The organism is Saccharopolyspora tripterygii, assembly GCF_054778355.1.
Window position 1 is genome coordinate 111893 of record NZ_BAAGZP010000008.1, and the last position, 16767, is coordinate 128659.

Annotated in this window: 14 protein-coding genes; 3 read left to right on the top strand and 11 right to left on the bottom strand. The window is 70.1% G+C overall.

What is annotated here, in order from left to right:
- Window positions 1-25: 25 nt before the first annotated feature.
- Entirely contained in the window at window positions 26-1363 is a 1338-nt protein-coding gene (locus ACYVF3_RS05955) for an aminotransferase-like domain-containing protein (RefSeq protein WP_461153179.1), read from the bottom strand.
- 382 nt (window positions 1364-1745) lie between these two features.
- Here ACYVF3_RS05955 and ACYVF3_RS05960 point away from each other — a divergent pair, with 382 nt between their 5' ends.
- Window positions 1746-2372 carry a GNAT family N-acetyltransferase gene (locus tag ACYVF3_RS05960; protein ID WP_461153180.1) on the top strand — a complete coding sequence of 209 codons (627 nt, stop codon included), beginning with the start codon at window positions 1746-1748 and terminating at the stop codon, window positions 2370-2372.
- 88 nt (window positions 2373-2460) lie between these two features.
- On the opposite strand, the gene ACYVF3_RS05965 is transcribed toward ACYVF3_RS05960, so the two are convergent.
- The 9 genes from ACYVF3_RS05965 to ACYVF3_RS06005 all read right to left on the bottom strand — a co-directional run bounded on the left by ACYVF3_RS05965 (window position 2461) and on the right by ACYVF3_RS06005 (window position 13535).
- Window positions 2461-3609, bottom strand: coding sequence for an N-acetylmuramoyl-L-alanine amidase (locus ACYVF3_RS05965; protein WP_461153181.1), 1149 nt, complete (start codon window positions 3607-3609; stop codon window positions 2461-2463).
- Window positions 3610-3958: 349 nt separating this feature from the next.
- Window positions 3959-4447, bottom strand: a complete 489-nt coding sequence (trxA, locus tag ACYVF3_RS05970) for a thioredoxin (protein ID WP_461153182.1) — start codon at window positions 4445-4447, stop codon at window positions 3959-3961.
- Window positions 4348-5328 (bottom strand): thioredoxin-disulfide reductase, encoded by a 981-nt coding sequence (gene trxB / locus ACYVF3_RS05975; RefSeq protein WP_461153183.1) that lies wholly within the window; start codon window positions 5326-5328, stop codon window positions 4348-4350. The genes trxA and trxB overlap by 100 nt, the downstream gene beginning before the upstream one ends.
- Before the next feature lie 331 nt (window positions 5329-5659).
- Window positions 5660-6463, bottom strand: a complete 804-nt coding sequence (locus tag ACYVF3_RS05980) for an anti-sigma factor (protein ID WP_461153184.1) — start codon at window positions 6461-6463, stop codon at window positions 5660-5662.
- A complete protein-coding gene (gene sigM / locus ACYVF3_RS05985; RefSeq protein WP_461153185.1) occupies window positions 6460-7065 on the bottom strand; it encodes an RNA polymerase sigma factor SigM in 606 nt (201 codons plus the stop codon). The genes ACYVF3_RS05980 and sigM overlap by 4 nt, the downstream gene beginning before the upstream one ends.
- Window positions 7066-7192: 127 nt before the next feature.
- A complete protein-coding gene (locus ACYVF3_RS05990; protein ID WP_461153186.1) occupies window positions 7193-8749 on the bottom strand; it encodes a protein kinase family protein in 1557 nt (518 codons plus the stop codon).
- Window positions 8750-8833: 84 nt separating this feature from the next.
- Window positions 8834-10642, bottom strand: coding sequence for a murein biosynthesis integral membrane protein MurJ (gene murJ, locus ACYVF3_RS05995; RefSeq protein ID WP_461153187.1), 1809 nt, complete (start codon window positions 10640-10642; stop codon window positions 8834-8836).
- Between the two features lie 104 nt (window positions 10643-10746).
- Window positions 10747-12966 (bottom strand): DUF6049 family protein, encoded by a 2220-nt coding sequence (locus ACYVF3_RS06000; protein WP_461153188.1) that lies wholly within the window; start codon window positions 12964-12966, stop codon window positions 10747-10749.
- Window positions 12963-13535, bottom strand: a complete 573-nt coding sequence (locus ACYVF3_RS06005) for an NUDIX hydrolase (RefSeq protein WP_461153189.1) — start codon at window positions 13533-13535, stop codon at window positions 12963-12965. Before ACYVF3_RS06005 ends, ACYVF3_RS06000 begins: the two co-directional genes overlap by 4 nt.
- Window positions 13536-13659: 124 nt before the next feature.
- Between ACYVF3_RS06005 and ACYVF3_RS06010 the strand changes: the two genes are divergently transcribed.
- Window positions 13660-15144: a CCA tRNA nucleotidyltransferase gene (locus ACYVF3_RS06010; protein WP_461153190.1), complete on the top strand. Its 1485-nt coding sequence runs from the start codon at window positions 13660-13662 to the stop codon at window positions 15142-15144.
- A 151-nt stretch (window positions 15145-15295) separates the two neighbouring features.
- On the top strand, window positions 15296-15868 hold the full coding sequence (locus tag ACYVF3_RS06015) for a YqgE/AlgH family protein (RefSeq protein WP_461153191.1): 573 nt from the start codon (window positions 15296-15298) through the stop codon (window positions 15866-15868).
- 113 nt (window positions 15869-15981) lie between these two features.
- Here ACYVF3_RS06015 and ACYVF3_RS06020 read toward each other — a convergent pair whose 3' ends face one another.
- The gene (locus ACYVF3_RS06020; protein WP_461153192.1) at window positions 15982-16383 is read right to left on the bottom strand and encodes an SdpI family protein; all 402 of its coding nucleotides are present in this window, start codon (window positions 16381-16383) and stop codon (window positions 15982-15984) included.
- Window positions 16384-16767 lie beyond the last annotated feature (384 nt).

Here is a 16767-nt window from a genome sequence, read left to right on the forward strand (position 1 = left end):
GACCGGTCGTGTGGATGGGTCAAACTCACGCGGTGTCGGGCGACGGCGCCTGCGGGCCCGGCACGCTCCTGGGCGGCACGGTACCGAAGGTGCGGACGAGCTCCATCTCCTCGGACAGCGTGTTGGCGAGCCTGCGCACGCCCTCGCGGATCCGCTCCGGCGTCGGGTAGCAGTAGGAGAGCCGCATCTGTCGGCTGCCGAAGCCGTCCCGGTAGAAGCCGGTGCCCGACACGTAGGCCACTCGTTGGGTCACCGCGCGCGGCAGCATCGCCTTCGTGTCCACGCCCTCCGGCACGGTCAGCCAGACGAAGAAGCCGCCATCGGGCTTCGTCCACGTGCACCCGGCCGGCATGTACTGCTCCAGCGCGGCCATCATCGCGTCCCGGCGCTCCCGGTACTGCTCCTGGAAGATCTTGATCTGACCTTGCCAGTCGTGCGTCGAGAGGTAGCGGGAGACGATCATCTGGTTCAACGTGGGCGGGCACAGCGTGGCGGACTCGGCCGTCAGCACCAGCTTCTCCCGGATGGCCAGCGGGGCGAGCACCCAGCCCACCCGCAGCCCCGAGGCGAAGGTCTTCGAGAAAGAACCCAGGTACACCACGTTGTCCGGGTCCATGCTGCGCAGCGCCGGGTACGGCTTGCCGTCGAAGCCCAGCAGCCCGTACGGGTTGTCCTCGACCACGAGGATGTCGGCCTGGCGGCAGATCTCCAGGATCTCCGCCCGCCGGTTCACCGCCAGGGTGATGCCGCCGGGGTTGTGGAAGTTGGGGATCGTGTAGAGGAACTTGATCCGCTTGTTCTGCTTCTCCAGGTCGGCGATCGCCTGGCGGAGCGCCTCCGGCTGCAGGCCGTCCTCGTCCATCGCCACGTGGACGACCTCGGCCTGGTAGGCGCCGAACGAGCCCAGAGCGCCGACGTAGGACGGGCCTTCGGCCAGGATCACGTCGCCCGGATCGCAGAAGATGCGGGTGACCATGTCCAAGCCCATCTGGGAGCCGGCGGTCACCACGACGTCGTCCGGGTGCGCGCTGATGCCTTCGAGGGCCATCACCTCGCAGATCTGCTCGCGCAGCTCGGGAACCCCGTGCGCGGAGCCGTACTGCAGCGCCACCTGCCCGTCCTCGGACACCAGCCGGGCCACCTCGGTGGCCAGCGAGTCCAGCGGCAGCGCGGCGAGGTTGGGCATGCCCCCGGCCAGCGAGACCACCTCGGGGCGGCTGGCGACGGCGAAGAGAGCTCGGATCTCGGAGGCCGTCATCCCGGCCGTCCGCTCGGCGTAGCGCGCCCGGTACGCGTCCAGGTTGCGGGCGGCCTTGTCCACCGAGTGGTCAGTCTGGTCCGGTTGGCTTCCTTGATCCGACATAATCGCGCTCCCGTTTCGGTTAGGCGCACCAGCGCGTTTGTAGCTCGTACAAACGATCGGGCGATTCTATAGGCCCTATCGTCGATGAGTATCCCTCGTGTAACAGGCCTCTCCCGTGACCCCCGCGACCCGTGCCGCCCGGGGCATCGGCACTGTTATTCGTGAGTGCTCGTGCCGGATGTTTCACGTGGAACAACAGGCTGGCGCTCGTCGCCGCAGCTCGCCCGTTGGATCTTGTCCGCGCAGGTGGTTAGGGATGTCACCCCTTCGAGGCGGTTCGCGTGAGTAGCGGTGCTTCCCGTCCGGCGGGCGAGCGGCCTATTCTGGCGAGATACTCCCGCCGTTGTGGTGCGCGGGTTCTGCTTGGTTTCCGGGAGGTCAGGTGTCGCGACGTGTGGTCGGCGTCACGTTGGACAACCTCGACCACCTGCCCCCGAGGTGTCGCCGGTGCGTCTACTGGGAACTGGCGCCGCACATCAGGGAGCAGGCGGAGGATTTCGGCGAGACCGAGCTGGAGAAGGAGGCCTGGGTCTCCAGCGTGTTGCTGGAGTGGGGTTCCTGCGGCCGCATCATCTACGTCGACGGCGTTCCCGCCGGGTACGCGATCTACGCGCCGCCGGCTGCCGTGCCGCGAGCGGCGTCCTTCCCCACCGCTCCGGTGAGCGCGGACGCCGTGCTGCTCACCGCGCTCAAGGTGACCTCCGAGTTCGAGGAGGGCGGTCTCGGGCGCGTGCTGGTGCAGAACGTCGCCAAGGACCTGACCAGGCGCGGTGTGAAGGCCGTCGAGGCCTTCGGTGATCTCGGCGGAGAGGCCGAGGGCTGCGTGATCCCGGCCGGGTTCCTCCAGCAGGTCGGTTTCAAGACCGTCCGCCAGCACCCGAAGTGGCCGCGCATGCGCCTGGAGCTGCGCACGGCCATCAGCTGGAAGGAAGACGTCGAAGCCGCCCTGGAGCGCCTGCTGACCTCGGTCACGATCACCACGGCGGAGCCGTCGGTCGGACGCGCTTAAGACCGCAGCGCGCGCTCTCCAGCGGCTCTCCGACGGCCGGGAACGCGCTCGTGCCGGAAGTGGCCGCTGGAAGCGGGTGCAGGAGTTCTCAGGCGCCCTCGGCGCGCGCCAGCTCGTGGCGCAGCAGGTCGTCGAAGGTGAAGGTGCCCGTCGGCTGGTCGTCCTTGCCGAGCAGGTAGAGGCGCTTGACCGCGACCAGCAGGCCTTCGGCCACCACGTCGCGGAACGCCGGGTCGAGCAGCCGGTTGCGGTCGCCCTCGTTGGTCAGGTAACCGATCTCCATCCGCACCGCGGGCATCCGCGTCAGCCGGAGGACGTCCCAGGTCTTCGGATGGGTGCGGCAGTCGCGCATGCCGGTGCGGGCCACGATCTCGCGCTGCAGGAACCCGGCGAGCGCCTCCCCCACCGTCGAGGTGGTGCCGTTGCCGGTGCCGAAGTGGAAGCTCGCGACGCCCTCGGCCAGCGAGGACGGGTTGGCGTCCGCGTGCAGCGACAGGAACATGTCGGCGCCGGCCTCGTTGGCGAACTTGGCGCGGTCGGAGTCCGGCGGGCAGGCGTTGGGGCCGCGCGTGATCAGCGCTTCCATGCCGGTGGCCACCATCCGGCCTTCGAGCCGCCGGGCCAGGTCCCAGGTCAGGTCGGCCTCGGAGACGTCGCCTGCGGTGACACCGCGGTCGCCGCCGCCGTGGCCGGGGTCGATCACGATGCGCTTGCCGCGCAGTCGCGGCCCGGCCCTGCGGACCTTCTCCTGCTCGCGCAGGAACACCGGCCGACCACCGCGGACCTTGGGGGCGAGCTGCTTGAGCGCGCGCAACGTGCCGGGACCGCAGATGCCGTCCGGGGTGAGCCCGTAGTCGCGCTGGAAGCTGCGCAGCGCCTGCTCCGTCTCCGCGCTGAAGATCCCGTCGGGGCGGCCCGCGTCGTAACCCAGCTCCAGCAAGCGTTCCTGCAGGGCGAACACGTCGTCGCCGCTGATCGGCTTGGACACCAGGAAGGCCAGGGAGCGGTCGCCGAGGCGCCAGCGCGCGTCGGTGAGCGCGCGATAGGTGGCCGGACCGACGACGCCGTCGGTGATCAGGCCGCGCTGCTGCTGGAAACCGCGTACCGCTTGTTCCACCGCTTCGTCGAAGAGCGCGGGCCCCGGCCGGCCGTTGGCCGGCAGCAGTCCCAGCGACGCAAGGGTGTTCTTGATCTCGGCAACGGCCGGACCGACGTCACCGCGGTGGAGCAGCTGCATGCACTCCTCGCTCGATTCAGGCGTCGGCGCGACACCGACGCGGAGGATGATCGGGGTTGTCCCGAGTCTTTCGCGTTGCGGAGCGGGCCCGCGGGCTTCGGACCCGTCGGGTCATTGTGCCTTGTGTGCCGTACCCCGGCGCTGCGGCCTACGAGCACCGGGCCGGACGTGCGACAACGGACCGTACACGCGTGATCCCTCGCTGCGGTGGAAACGCGTTGCCGCAGAGGGAGCAGCGATCGTGAAAGCACGAACCCGCCGTCACTGTCCTATCGACAAGACGGCGGGTGCGCGTTATTCGGTTGCCTCGAAACGAGGCGGACTTCACAGCGACATCACAGGAGCGACATCACAGGTAGTCGGAGAGGTCGGACAGCAGCGCGGCCTTCGGCTTGGCGCCGACGATCTGCTTGACCGGCTGGCCGTTCTGGAAGACCAGCAGGGTCGGGACCGACATCACCTGGTAGTCGCGGGAGATGCTGGGGTTCTGGTCGATGTCGAGCTTGGCGACGGTGATCTTGTCGGCGTGCTCGTCGGCGATCTCCTCCAGCACCGGGGCGACCATCTTGCACGGGCCGCACCAGGTCGCCCAGAAGTCGACCAGCACGGGCTTGTCGCTGTCCAGGACCGTGTCCTTGAAGGAATCGGCGTCCACGGTCACGGTGTTTCCGGCCATGTTCATCTCCCTGTTTCTGCTCTGGTTGGAGTGGTCTGTGCGTCGATCGGTGAGCTCCGGGGTCAGGCCCCGTAGCCACCGCCGACCAGCTCGGAGGCGACCTCGGCCTGCGGGGTCTCGTGCTCGGCGAGCCAGCGCTCGGCGTCGATCGCGGCGGAGCAACCGGAACCGGCGGCGGTGATGGCCTGCCGGTAGGTGTGGTCCACCAGGTCGCCGCAGGCGAACACGCCGGGGATGCCGGTGTGCGTGCTGGGCTGCTCGACCTGCACGTAGCCCTCGTCGTCGAGGGTGACCTGGCCGCGGACCAGCTGGCTGCGCGGGTCGTGGCCGATGGCCACGAACATGCCGCTCACGGCCAGCTCCGACGCCTCACCGGTGACGGTGTCGCGCAGCTTCAGCCCGGCGACCTTGCCCTCGCCCTGGACCTCGTCGACGGCCTTGTTGGTCAGCCACTTGATCTTCTCGTTGGCCCGCGCGCGCTCCAGCATGATCTTGGAGGAGCGGAACTCGTCGCGGCGGTGGATGATCGTCACCGACTTCGCGAAGCGGGTCAGGAAGGTGGCCTCCTCCATCGCCGAGTCACCGCCCCCGACGACGGCGATGTCCTGGTCGCGGAAGAAGAACCCGTCGCAGGTGGCGCAGGCGGACACGCCGCGGCCGAGCAGGGTCTCCTCGCCAGGGACGTCGAGGTAGCGCGCCGCGGCACCCATCGCGAGGATGACGGCGCGAGCCTTGTGCTCCACCCCGTTGGCGACGACGGTCTTGACGTCACCGGAGAGATCGATGCTCTCGACGTCCTCGGTGCGCAGCTCGGCGCCGAAGCGCTCGGCCTGGGAGCGCATCTGCTCCATCAGGTCGGGACCCATGATCCCGTCCTTGAACCCGGGGTAGTTCTCCACGTCGGTGGTGGTCATCAGTGCGCCACCGAACTGGGTTCCCTCGAAGATCACCGGCTCCAGCTCTGCCCGTGCCGCGTACACCGCGGCGGTGTAGCCGGCAGGACCGGAACCGACGATGATCACGTTGCGGACGTCGCTGGTCACCGTGCCCCTTCCCTTCGTCGCGTCTCCGCCGCGCGAGGAGCGTGACGGTATTGGCATCAACGCGATCCTATTCGGCGATGTTCCCGATCTCAGGGACCCGGTGCCGCAGAGCACACCGCGCCCGGATCTCGCCGCGACGACGGGCCCGGCGGGCGCGGGCAGCGCCTGCCGGGCCCGGGTCGAGCGTCGTGGCCGGGAGCCGTGGAACGCCCTCGCGACCTGCGGTTCCTCCGGGAGGGGCTTGACGCCGCTGAGCGTGCGCCAGGCGCGGCTCCCGCCCCCGGTGGACCCAAGGGGCGGGAGCCGCGCGGTACGACCGCGAGATCAGGTCTCAGCCGCCGAAGGTGCTGTCGGAGATCGTCGAGGGGTTGCTCTTGCCGCAGTCGGGACCGACCGCCAGGAGCCGGAACTTGCCGATGCCGCCGCCCGGCAGGATCAGCAGTTGGCCCGGTCGCCCGTCGAGGGTGATCTCGCGGGCGCCCATCGGCTTTCCGCCCCGGACGCCGTTGGCCTGCAGGCAGCCGATCAGCTGCTGCGGGTCGGCCAGCGCCGAGATGTACTGGTCCGAGGACATGACCTGCGAGAACTGCTGCCCGTCGAGGGTGACCTGGTCACCGGCCAGGGCCAGCGGAGCTCCCTGACCACCGCTCGGCTGGGTGCTCGGAACGGGTGGCTGCGCGGTGTTGCTGTCCTCGCCGGTTCCCGGCAGCACCGCGAAGATCACGGCCGCCGCCGCGGCGGCGACGCCCACCAGCCCGGCCCCGAAGGTGGTCCTGCGGCGTCGGCGGGCCTTGGCCGCGGCGAGGTCGACGACCTGGGCCTCACCGGCAGCGGGTGCCTGCGGTGCCGGCGCCCCCTGCGGTGGGTGGCCCCAGCTGCGGACCTCGTCCTGCAGCGCGGCGTCGATGCGCGCGGAGACGTCGTCGGGAATGGTCAGCGGCGGCAGGTCGGCGAGATCGGTGCTGGTGGCGTCCAGCGCCGCCATGATCTCCCGGGCCTCCGGGTCAGCTTCGACCTGACGACGGAGCTCGTCGGCGGTCGGGCCGTCCAGCACTCCTGCGTGCAGATCGGCCAGCAGGTCAAGGGACCAGGGTGGTCCCTGCGGCGCTTCCGCGCGCCGGCTCTCCCCACTCATCGTCCCTCCCGTCGACGCATTGCCATCGCGTCATCTGGGACGTTCGCATCTGCACTTGGGTTCCGCAGGTGTCCCAGAAGTTTCGCGAGTCTTGCCCGGCCGCGTGCGCAACGGCTCTTGACGGTGCCATCGGCGACGCCGAGCATCGCGGCGGTCTCGGCCACCGAATACCCCTCCACGTCGACCAGGACGATCGCCGCTCGCTGATCTTCGGGGAGCTGGGACAGCGCTTCCTGCACGACCATGCTGGTGTCCCGATCGGCGATCGCGTCGCGCGGGACCGCCGGCTCGGAGCCCGTTTCGGGCAGCGGAACCGTGGGCCTCGCCTGGCGGCGCCGGATCCGGTCCAGGCACGCGTTCACCACGATCCGGTGCAGCCAGGTGGTGACCTGCGATTCGGCGCGGAACGACGCGGCGTTGCGGAAGGCCGAGATCATGGCGTCCTGCAGCGCGTCGGCCGCTTCGTCGGGATCACGCATGGTCCGCAGCGCCACGGCCCACAGCCGGTCCCGATGTCGGCGGAAGAGTTCGGAGAACGCATGCGGATCCCCGTGTGCGTGCGCCGCTATGAGCTCGGCGTCTGAGGGGGCAGGGACAGACACGGGTCAAGACAATACTGATCGTGAGCGAGGCGCTAGGCCCGTGCGTCGAATGCGAGCAGATTTCCCTGGTCAGCGACGAAAAAGAGCGGACGTGATCACGTCCGCTCCTTCTCGTCGTGCCGCCGGGTCAGGCGGCTGAACCGGTCAGCGCGATCTCGTTGATCTGCGAGGTGAACTTCCCCTCGCTCTGCGCCAGCTCGGTGACCACGACCATGATCTTGCTGCTGGGCGAGGCCGCCTCCAGCTGGATCGGCGTGTCACCGGCGGCGAGGACACCACCGCCGAGCAGCTTGGAGTCCATGCTCGGCGAACCGTCGACCTGGCGGATCTCCACCTTCGTGCCCGGGCTGGGCGAGTTGATGACGATCTGCTGCAGCACCGCGGGGCGTTCCAGGGTCAGCACGGCACCGGTCGCGGTGTTGATGCCGCTGGGGCCGAGCTGCTGGAAGTAGCCGAAGGTCGACCAGTGCGTGCCCGGGTCCCCGTCGAAGAGGTTGTTGATCCGGTTCGGCGCGTCGGGCTCACCCTTGGCCGTGTAGGACGTGCCCTCCGAGATCCGCACCGGTGCCGCCGGCTGCGGTTGCTGCGCGGCGGTGCCCGGGTTGTTGCCCTGGATCACCTGGCCGGTGCCGCTCTGCTGGTTCGACTCGGTGAAGATGCCGATCACGCCGACGGCGATCCAGCCGATCACCAGGATCGTCGCCACGGCGAGCACTCCCACGCTGATCGCGAGCTTGCGGCGCTTCGCCTGGTCGGGCTTGGGATCGTCGCGACGCCACACCTCGTTCGACTCCGCGGGCGGTGCGCCGTTGGCGAGCGAGTTGGCGGGTTCGTACGTCGCGTACTGCTCCAGCACCCGCAGCACAGCGGCGCCGGTGCGGACTCCACCGGTGGTGCCGGTCGAGTCCGGGTTGCCCAGCGCCCGGACCGCGACGGTGGACAGCTCCATCGGCACGGTCGGGCGGAGAGTGCGTGGTGCGACGAGGTTCCCGTCCGGTCCGGTCGGTGCCGGCGGCAGCCCCTCGGGCGCGTCGCCCAGCGCCCAGCGAGCCGTCAGCAATAGGTACAGCGCGGCGCCGAGGCCCCGCACGTCGTCGCTGGAGGTCGCGTGCGAGAGCGGCCCCGGGAACGCCATCCGCACTTCGCCTTCCGGTGTGACCCGGATGCGCTGCGGGTGATCGGCGCCCAGGACCAGGCCCGCGTGGTGCGCCGACTCGACGGCGGCCGCCAGCGGCTGCATCAGCCGAGCAGCGGTGCCGGGAGGCAGCGGCCCCTCGGCGACCAGGTCCAGGAGGTCCGTGCCGTGCGTCCACTCGGCGATGACCAGGCCGAGAACGCCGGGAGGATCACCTGCGGACTGGGTGACGACGTCGAGCACCCGCGCGACGCCGACGTGGTTGAAGGTGCTGGCGTGCATCGCGCGTTCCAGGGTGCGTCGCGCGTTGGTGGCGGCCTCGGCGTCGGCGCGATCCCCGATCAGGATCGTCAGCGCGACGTCGCGGCCCAGGACTCCGTCCTTGGCACGCCACAGTTCGGCGTCGCAGCGCTCGTCGGCGCCGACTTTGGAGAGCAGCCGGTACCGGCCGTGATCCAAAACCCGGCCGGGTGTGAGCTGCTCCGTCGAAGCATCGGCTTCCGGTTCTTCGCTGTCCGCCGCGATCCGCTCGGTCGGTTTGCTGGTCACCTTCCCTCTCCCGCTCCTTCCGGTCCGCCTACGGGTTGCCCTCACGGAAGGAGACTTCCTACATGAGGGTACGTGACGGGAATGTCAGCGACGACGCAGCAAACCGGCGAGGCGCCCGATAGCGGGCTGAAGTTCGGTCACCCGAAGCATCGACATGATTCCGAAGATCACCGCGAAGCCGATCGCGCTGCCGATCAGCAGCTGCAGCCAGCCGGTCCCGGCTCCGGCCGACCCCGGCACGAGCGCGTCGATGCCGAGGGCGACACCCCACGCGGCGAGTCCGCCGAGCACCGACGCGATGAGCGATTTGCCCAATGTGACCAGGAATCGGCGACTTCCGAGCGGTCCGAGGCGGTGCCGCAGCCACGCTTCGCCGACCAGCCAGCCCACGATGAAGGTGAAGGAGTTGACGAAGGTCAGGCCGAAGACGATCTGGTCCGGCGGCAGCATCGCGGCGACCAGGATCGCCAGCAGGACCTTCGCGACCGTCATCACGACCATGATCAGTGTCGGCGTGCGGGCGTCGTTGAGCGAGTTGAACGTCCGCATCTGCATCATCGTCAGCGCGTACGGCAGCACGCCGAAGGCCGAAATCGCCAGTGCCAGACCGAGCGTCGTGGCCGATCCGGTCTCGCCGCGCAGCGCGAACAGCGACAGCGCGAGCGGCACGCCGAGGGCGGTCATGATGGCGCTGACCGGCATCAGCGTCACCGTGGACAGCCGGTTGCCCAGCGACAGGTCGTCGATCACCTTGCCGTAGTCGCCGTCCGCCGCGGCCGCCGACATGCGCGGCAGGATCGCGGTCATGATCGAGAAGCCGATGACGCCGTAGGGCAGCTGCAGCAGCATCCAGACGTAGTTGTAGGTCGACCAGCCGCCGGCGTCGCCGGTGAAGGCCACCCGGCTCAGCGCGATCAGGCCGACCTGGCTGACCGCGACGTAGGCCAGCATCCACAGCGCAAGCCCGCCGAACTCCGAGAGCCGCGAGTCCCAGCCCCAGCGCCAGCGGAAGGTGAACCCGGTGGCGCGCAGCGCGGGCACCTGGATCGCGGCCTGGCTGACCACGCCGAGCGTGACGCCGATGCCCAGCACCAGGACGTGCGCGTCGGTCATCGAGACCGGGTTCAGCGACATCTCGCCCGGCAGCAGCATGTAGACGCCGATCGTGACGATCACGACCAGGTTGTTGACCACCGGTGCCCAGGCCGGCGGGCTGAAGATCTGCTTGGACTGCAGGATCGCGCCTGCGAGCGCGGACAGGCCGTAGAAGAAGATCTGCGGCAGCAGCAGGTAGGCCAGGACGTTGACCAGATCGGTGTTGGACGTGTCCGACTCGGTGACGAAGATCCAGGTCAGCAGCGGGGCGCAGGCCACGGCGATGAGCGTGCCGATGCCCAGCACCACCACGGCCAGCGTCATCATCTGCTGCACGAACCGCTGACCGCCGTCGGCGTCGGCCTTCTGCGAGCGCACCAGCACCGGCACCACGACGCTGGTCAGCACGCCGCCGATGAGCAGCTCGAAGATGCTGTTGGGCAGCGTGTTGGAGACGTTGAACGAGTCGTTGACGACGCTGAAGCCGACCGCGAAGGCCAGCAGCAGCTTCCACAGGAAGCCGGTGATCCGGCTGATCAGCGTCGCGATGGCCATCGAACCGCTGGCCTTGAGCAGCGACGGCTTGCCTGGCGAGACCGGCCGGATGACCTGGGTCTGCTCCGCGGACTGCTCGAAAGCCTGGTCCGGTCCGGGTTCGGCGGGGATCGCGGAGATCGGCTGCGTCTCGGCGACGTGCCAGCCCTGCCTGCCGTTGGCTCCGGGCACGGGCGTGCGGTGGATCGGCATGGTCGGCCCGTCGGGCCGACCGCTCGTCCGCCGTGGATCTTGTCGGTTCACTGCGTCAATCCTTATCCGCGCCTGCGCCACCCGGGAGACCGGGACGTTCGCACCAGGATCTCAGAGGCGGTCGTTCACCTCGTTCGGGTCCGCAACCTTCTCGCTCAGGCCTGGTCGCGGTCGCCGTCGGCGTCCTGCTGCGGCCAGGCGACGGTCGAGGCGTGCGCCAGCGGCTGGGTCTCGGCCGCGTCCGCTGACGGCTGGGCACCGGCCTTGCGCTCCCTGCGCCCCTTGGCCTTCTTCACGATCCGGCGGATCGACATCAGCACCAGCACGGCTCCCGCGATGCCGGTCAGCCACGGGATCATCGCGCCGTACTCGGTGGACTCCATCGGCAGCCGCTTGGTGGTCCCCAGCGGGGTGCCGGACTCGGCCGTCACGCTGATGTCGACCATGAACCGGCCCGCGCGCTGCGCGGACGCCTCCAACATGAACTGGCGACGGCCGTTGGCGGGCACGGTGGCCAGGCCGCCGCCGAAGTCGTGCTGCACCTCGACGCCGGGAACCGTGGGGATCTTGAACCGGATGCCGACGGTGAACGGCAGGTCGTTGACCACGGTGACCGGGATCGGGCTGTCGGAGGACAAGCGGTTGGTGGTGCCCGGGTACTCCTCGATGCGGACCTTGCCGAGCATGTCGTTGATCGGGCCGGTGGAGCGCCGGACCCAGTCCTCGGCCGCGCCGGAGTTGCCGCGCCAGGCGCTGGAGACGCCGTGCAGCAGGCCGTTCCGCAGCGGGGTGGTCACCCGGCCCGGCGAGACGGTCTGGGCCCGGTCCGCGTCGGAGGAGCGGGCGAGGTCGCCGACCTTGAAGTTCTGCGCCGCCAGGGAATCGACCACCTCGCGCGGGATCTCCGAGCCGCTGGCCTGCACCGGGTAGGTCAGGTCCGCTTCGCGGAGCGTCGCCGGGTTCGGCGAGGGCAGGGCGGTGAGGCGGATCAGCCCGTCGGCGTCCAGCTTCGACAGGCCGGTGAGCAGTCCGCGCAGGTCGTCGGCCCGCATGTTCCAGCGGCGCGGCGGCACCATCACCGAGGTCCCGTTCGGCACGAAGGCGTTGGTGGCCCGGAAGGCCAGCGCGCCGAGCGCGTTCTGCGCGCTCAACCCGCCGTCGTGCGGCGGTGAGGGCTCGGTGACCTCCTGCTTGGTGTCGCGGTTGGGGTCCAGCGCCGAGGCCAGCAGCGGGTCGATCGGGATGGCGGTCCGGTTCTGCCCGCGCAGCTTGACCGGCGACAGCGATCCGGCCGGGAGGTCCATGGACCGGGTGTCGAGCAGCATCGTCGAGGGCAGGTCGCCGACCTGGTGGTCGGGCAGGGCGCCCTCGATCGGCCACATGACGTCGCGCGGTTCCACGCCGAGCCCGTCCTGGGCGCTGATCAGCTGGGAGCCGTCCAGCGCTCCGTCGACCAGGTCGCCGAGCCCGGCGCGCCCCAGCGCGACCACGTCGGCGTCGGCGTAGGGCAGCGCGATCACGCAGCGGCCGGTGGTGGCCTGGCGCAGCTTGGTCAGCCACAGATCCGCCGCCGAGCGGCCGATGCCCTCGACGAGGGTGCCGTTGGGCTGGCGGACCTGGTAGCCGCCCTGCATGGCCTTGGCGGTGATCAGCAGGTCGGGATCGATGGCGAAGCACATCGCGTTGCCCAGCGAGGAACCCGCCTGGGCGCTGTCGCTGATGGCCTCCACGAGGTCGTAGAGCCGCCCGCCGGGGGCCAGCGAGGTGGACAGCTGGTCGTCGACCAGCACCGCGCGCCCGCCGGGCAGCGCCTCGCGCTCCAGCCGCGGCGTGTCGACGATCGGCACCACCAGGGACGTCGGGGTCGGCTGCGAGGGGCGCTGCGGCGGCTGGCCGGGCAGCGCGGTCACCGGCAGCAGGAACTGGGCCTCGGCGGCCTGCCCGCGTCCGGACTGGATGTCGACCACCAGCGGGTAGATGCCGGGCTCGCTGAGCTGGAGCGAGTTCGCGCCGGTCAGCGGGACGCGGATCTGGATCGGCATCGACTGGCCGGGTTCGATCCGGTCGGCGACCGGTGAGGACGAGGGCTGGGTGATCCCGTTGGAGCCTTCGCTCATGGCGCGCTGCAGGGCGGGTTCGCTGCTCGGCGGGGCGCCGCGCTCGATGCGGGCCTGGACGTCGGTGAGCGCCCGCGAGCCCGTGTTGGTCAGCCGGCCGCTGACGACGACGTCGCCCGGAGATCCCCCACCCACCACCGAGGGCGTGACCTTGGTCACGTCGAAGTCGGCTGAACTGCCGCTCTGCGCGGTCGCCGGCAGCACCGGCAGCATCGCGAACAACAGCACCGCGCTCAGCGCGGCCAGCAGGAACCTCACGTCTGCTCCGTCCCGCTCCCTCTCGTCGGTCGTGCCCCGAGGCGCTCGCTTCCCGCGAGACCGGCACCGCCGTGATCGCCACCGTCGCGCAGGCTCAGGGCCCGGCGCACCAGCCGGCGTTCGTCGGCGTAGGCCAACACCTCGTCCAGCTCACCGAGCGGCACCCATGCCACCTCGGTGACCTCCACGTCCTCGTCGGACAGCTCTCCGCCCACCGCATCCATCAGGAAGTGGTGGACGGTCTTGTGGATTCGCCGATTGCCCGCGACGAACCAGTAATCGATGGTGCCGATCGCGGTGACGACACGGCCGATGATGCCGGTCTCCTCGGTGACTTCCCGCACCGCGGTCTGCTCCGGCGTCTCACCAGGCTCGATGTGCCCCTTCGGCAGCGACCACAACAGCCGCCCCCTGCGATCCAGCCTCCCGATGATCGCAGCCAGCCCGTGAGCGCCGTCGATCACCAGTCCACCGGCCGAGGTTTCGTCGACCGTCCGCAGCCGACGCCGTCGGCGCCGGTTTCGACGCCCCGGCTGGGAACCGCCGGAGCGGCCGGGCGACGGGGGCATGCCCTGATGGTAGTGGTTTCGCGATCGCGGGTCGTCTCGCTTCAGCGGCGCGGGCGGTGGAACCCCGGCGCTGTTGCGAGCGCGCGTCGTGGGCGCGGTTGCGCTGCCTATACCCTGGTTAATCGTGTCGAACGAGCAGCCCTCCGGTTCCGATCAGACGTCCTTGGAGCGGGACGCGCAGCGCAACGCGGTCGTCGAGCTGATCAAGGTCGCACCGATCGCCGAGGAGCTGGGCAAGCGGTTCGCCGCGGCCGGGCACCGGCTGTACCTGGTGGGCGGCAGCGTGCGGGACGCGCTGCTGGGGCGCCTGGGCACCGACCTGGACTTCACCACCGACGCGCGGCCCGAGCAGGTCCGCGAGCTGCTGACCGGGTGGGCGGAGACGATCTGGGACACCGGCATCCAGTTCGGCACGCTCGGCGCCTTCCGGCACGGCACCGCGGTCGAGATCACCACCTTCCGCGCCGACAGCTACGACCGCGTCGGCCGCAATCCCGAGGTGGCTTTCGGCGACAGCATCGAAGGCGATCTGCTGCGCCGGGACTTCACCGTCAACGCGATGGCCATCGAGCTGCCCGAGCGCACCTTCGTGGACCTGCACGGCGGCATGGCCGACCTGGTCGCCGGGCGGCTCGACACCCCGGCGACGCCCGAGGAGTCCTTCGCCGACGACCCGCTGCGGATGCTGCGCGCCGCCCGCTTCGTCGCGCAGCTGGGCTTCGAACCCAGCGAGCGGGTGGTGGCGGCGATGACCGAGATGTCCGGCGAGATCGCCCGGATCACCCCGGAGCGGGTGCAGGTGGAGCTGTCGAAGCTGCTGTGCGGGAAGCACCCGCGGCGAGGCGTGGAGCTGCTGGTGGACTCCGGCCTGGCCGAGCACGTGCTGCCCGAGCTGCCCGCGATGAAGCTGGAGATCGATGAGCACCACCAGCACAAGGACGTCTACCGCCACTCGCTGACGGTGCTGGACCAGGCGATCGACCTGGAGAAGGCCGCGGACCCGGACGCCGAACCGGACCTGGTGCTGCGGCTGGCGGCCCTGCTGCACGACATCGGCAAGCCCGCCACCAGGCGGTTCGAGTCCGGCGGCGGCGTCAGCTTCCACCACCACGAGGTGGTCGGGGCGAAGATGACCCGCAAGCGGCTGCGCGCGCTGCGCTACCCCAAGGACGTCATCAACCGGGTGTCCGACCTGGTGTTCCTGCACCTGCGGTTCCACGGCTACAGCGACGGGCAGTGGACCGACTCGGCGGTCCGCCGCTACGTCAGCGACGCGGGTCCGCTGCTGCCCCGGCTGCACAAGCTGGTGCGCGCCGACTGCACGACCCGCAACAAGCGCAAGGCCGGCGCGCTGCAGCGCGCGTACGACGACCTGGAGAAGCGGATCGACCGGATCGCCGCCGAGGAGGACCTGGCGAAGGTCCGCCCGGACCTCGACGGCAACGAGATCATGGGGCTGCTCGGGGTGGATCCGGGCCCGGTCGTCGGCCAGGCGTGGAAGCACCTCAAGGAACTCCGACTCGATCGCGGACCGATGTCCCGCGAGGAGGCCGTCGAGGAACTGCACCGCTGGGCTCGCGAGCAGGGCATCGAAACCCCTGGTCAGTGACCTCCCGCCAGTTGATTATTAATACTTAACGGTGAGCACTGAGAATTAGTGCTCGATGGTCATCGCTCAGTCGTATCGATTTCCGGTTTTCCGCTCATCTTGTTGCGCTGGGAAGGGGTCAGCTCCGGCCATCCGGTGAGATCATGCGGAGGTGGGATCGGACGCTGAGGTGGAGCCGGGGACGCTGCTCGTCGCTGCTCCGCAGCTGATGGACAAGAACTTCCGGCGCACCGTCGTCTACGTCATCCACCACCGGTCGGAGGGCACCCTCGGCGTCGTGCTGAACCGGCCGAGCGAGGTCGCGGTCAACGACGTGCTCCCGAAGTGGGGTGACCACGCGACCCTCCCCCCATCGCTGTTCGTGGGCGGACCCGTCGAGCAGAGCACGGCCATCTGCCTGGCCGCGTTGCGCGCCGGCGAGGACGTCGCGGCCATCGACGGAGTGGTCGGGGTGCGCGGCCCGGTGGGACTGGTCGACCTCGACGGTGATCCGGAGGCGCTCGCGCCCAGGGCCCGGGGACTGCGCTTCTTCGCGGGCTACGCCGGGTGGGACGCGGGACAGCTGGCGGGCGAGATCGACCGGGGCGACTGGCTGGTCGTCCCCGCGCTGCCCGACGACATCATCACCGACCCCGACACCGAGCTGTGGTCGAGGGTGCTGCGCAGGCAAGGGCCTCCCCTGGCGTTCCTCGCCACGCACCCGGGAGACGTGAAGCTGAACTGACCAGGACCTGGGGAAGTTTTCATGAAAACTTCCCCACGACCACCACCCGCACTTCTCCACATCCTGTGGACAACTGCCTGTGGATAGCTTGGGGACAAGCACGAAAAAGCTGGTCAGCCGCCGCAGCAGCCGCCCGCGCAACCGCCGCAGCCACCTGCCGGTGCAGGGGCGGGCACGGTCTCGGCGGCGCGGTTGCCCACAACCCCGCCGAGGGTCATCAGCACGAACGCGCCGACCAGGCCGAGCACCGCGACCATCGCGACGCTGAACCCGCTCGCCAGCGCCGGCATCGAGATCCCGGCCAGCGCGGCGATCGCACCGGCGGCGAGCATCGCCGGCCCGGCGGCCCGGTTGGCGAGCTCGAAGGCCTCCTCGCTGCGCATCGCGGCGGGAGTCCGCACGCCGACGTAGGTGTTGAGGGGCAGCGAACCCCGCAAGCCCCGGAACCCGAGCAGCAGCAGAGCCGCTCCGCCGAGGATCAGAACCGCGCAAAGGACCACCTGAACAGCGAGCACCCCAGCAGCCTAATGGGTGATTGCGGTCTCGCGTTGCTTGGCGGTGCTGGTGGCGGGACCTCACACGCCGCCTGGACTCCGTGCGCCGCGACTTATGTATGCCGCTTACCCCAGGGGTGGACATCGGCGTCGCGGCGTACTCACCCAGACGACGTGTGAGAACCCGCGGCGGGGCCGGCTGAGTCCCACACCTGAAACAACGGCTCCGCCGGACATCGCTTCGAGGTGCCCTGCCCCACACGCCCCGCCCGCGGCTGCCCGGAAAAGGTTTCGCCTGGTCCGCTACCCTGGAGGTATGAGCGCGAGGCTGCTTCTTGCGAGGCCGCGTTGAGCCGATGAGACCGGTTCAGCGCGGCGACCCCTCATGCCCGACCAGGGCCTGGG

Coding starts and splice junctions, on each gene's coding strand:
- ACYVF3_RS05965 (WP_461153181.1), bottom strand. CDS start 3,609: ATGCAGCTGCTCCACCGCGGTGACGTCGGTCCGGCCGTTGCCGAGATC.
- ACYVF3_RS06005 (WP_461153189.1), bottom strand. CDS start 13,535: ATGCCCCCGTCGCCCGGCCGCTCCGGCGGTTCCCAGCCGGGGCGTCGA.
- ACYVF3_RS05980 (WP_461153184.1), bottom strand. CDS start 6,463: ATGAGTGGGGAGAGCCGGCGCGCGGAAGCGCCGCAGGGACCACCCTGG.
- ACYVF3_RS05955 (WP_461153179.1), bottom strand. CDS start 1,363: ATGTCGGATCAAGGAAGCCAACCGGACCAGACTGACCACTCGGTGGAC.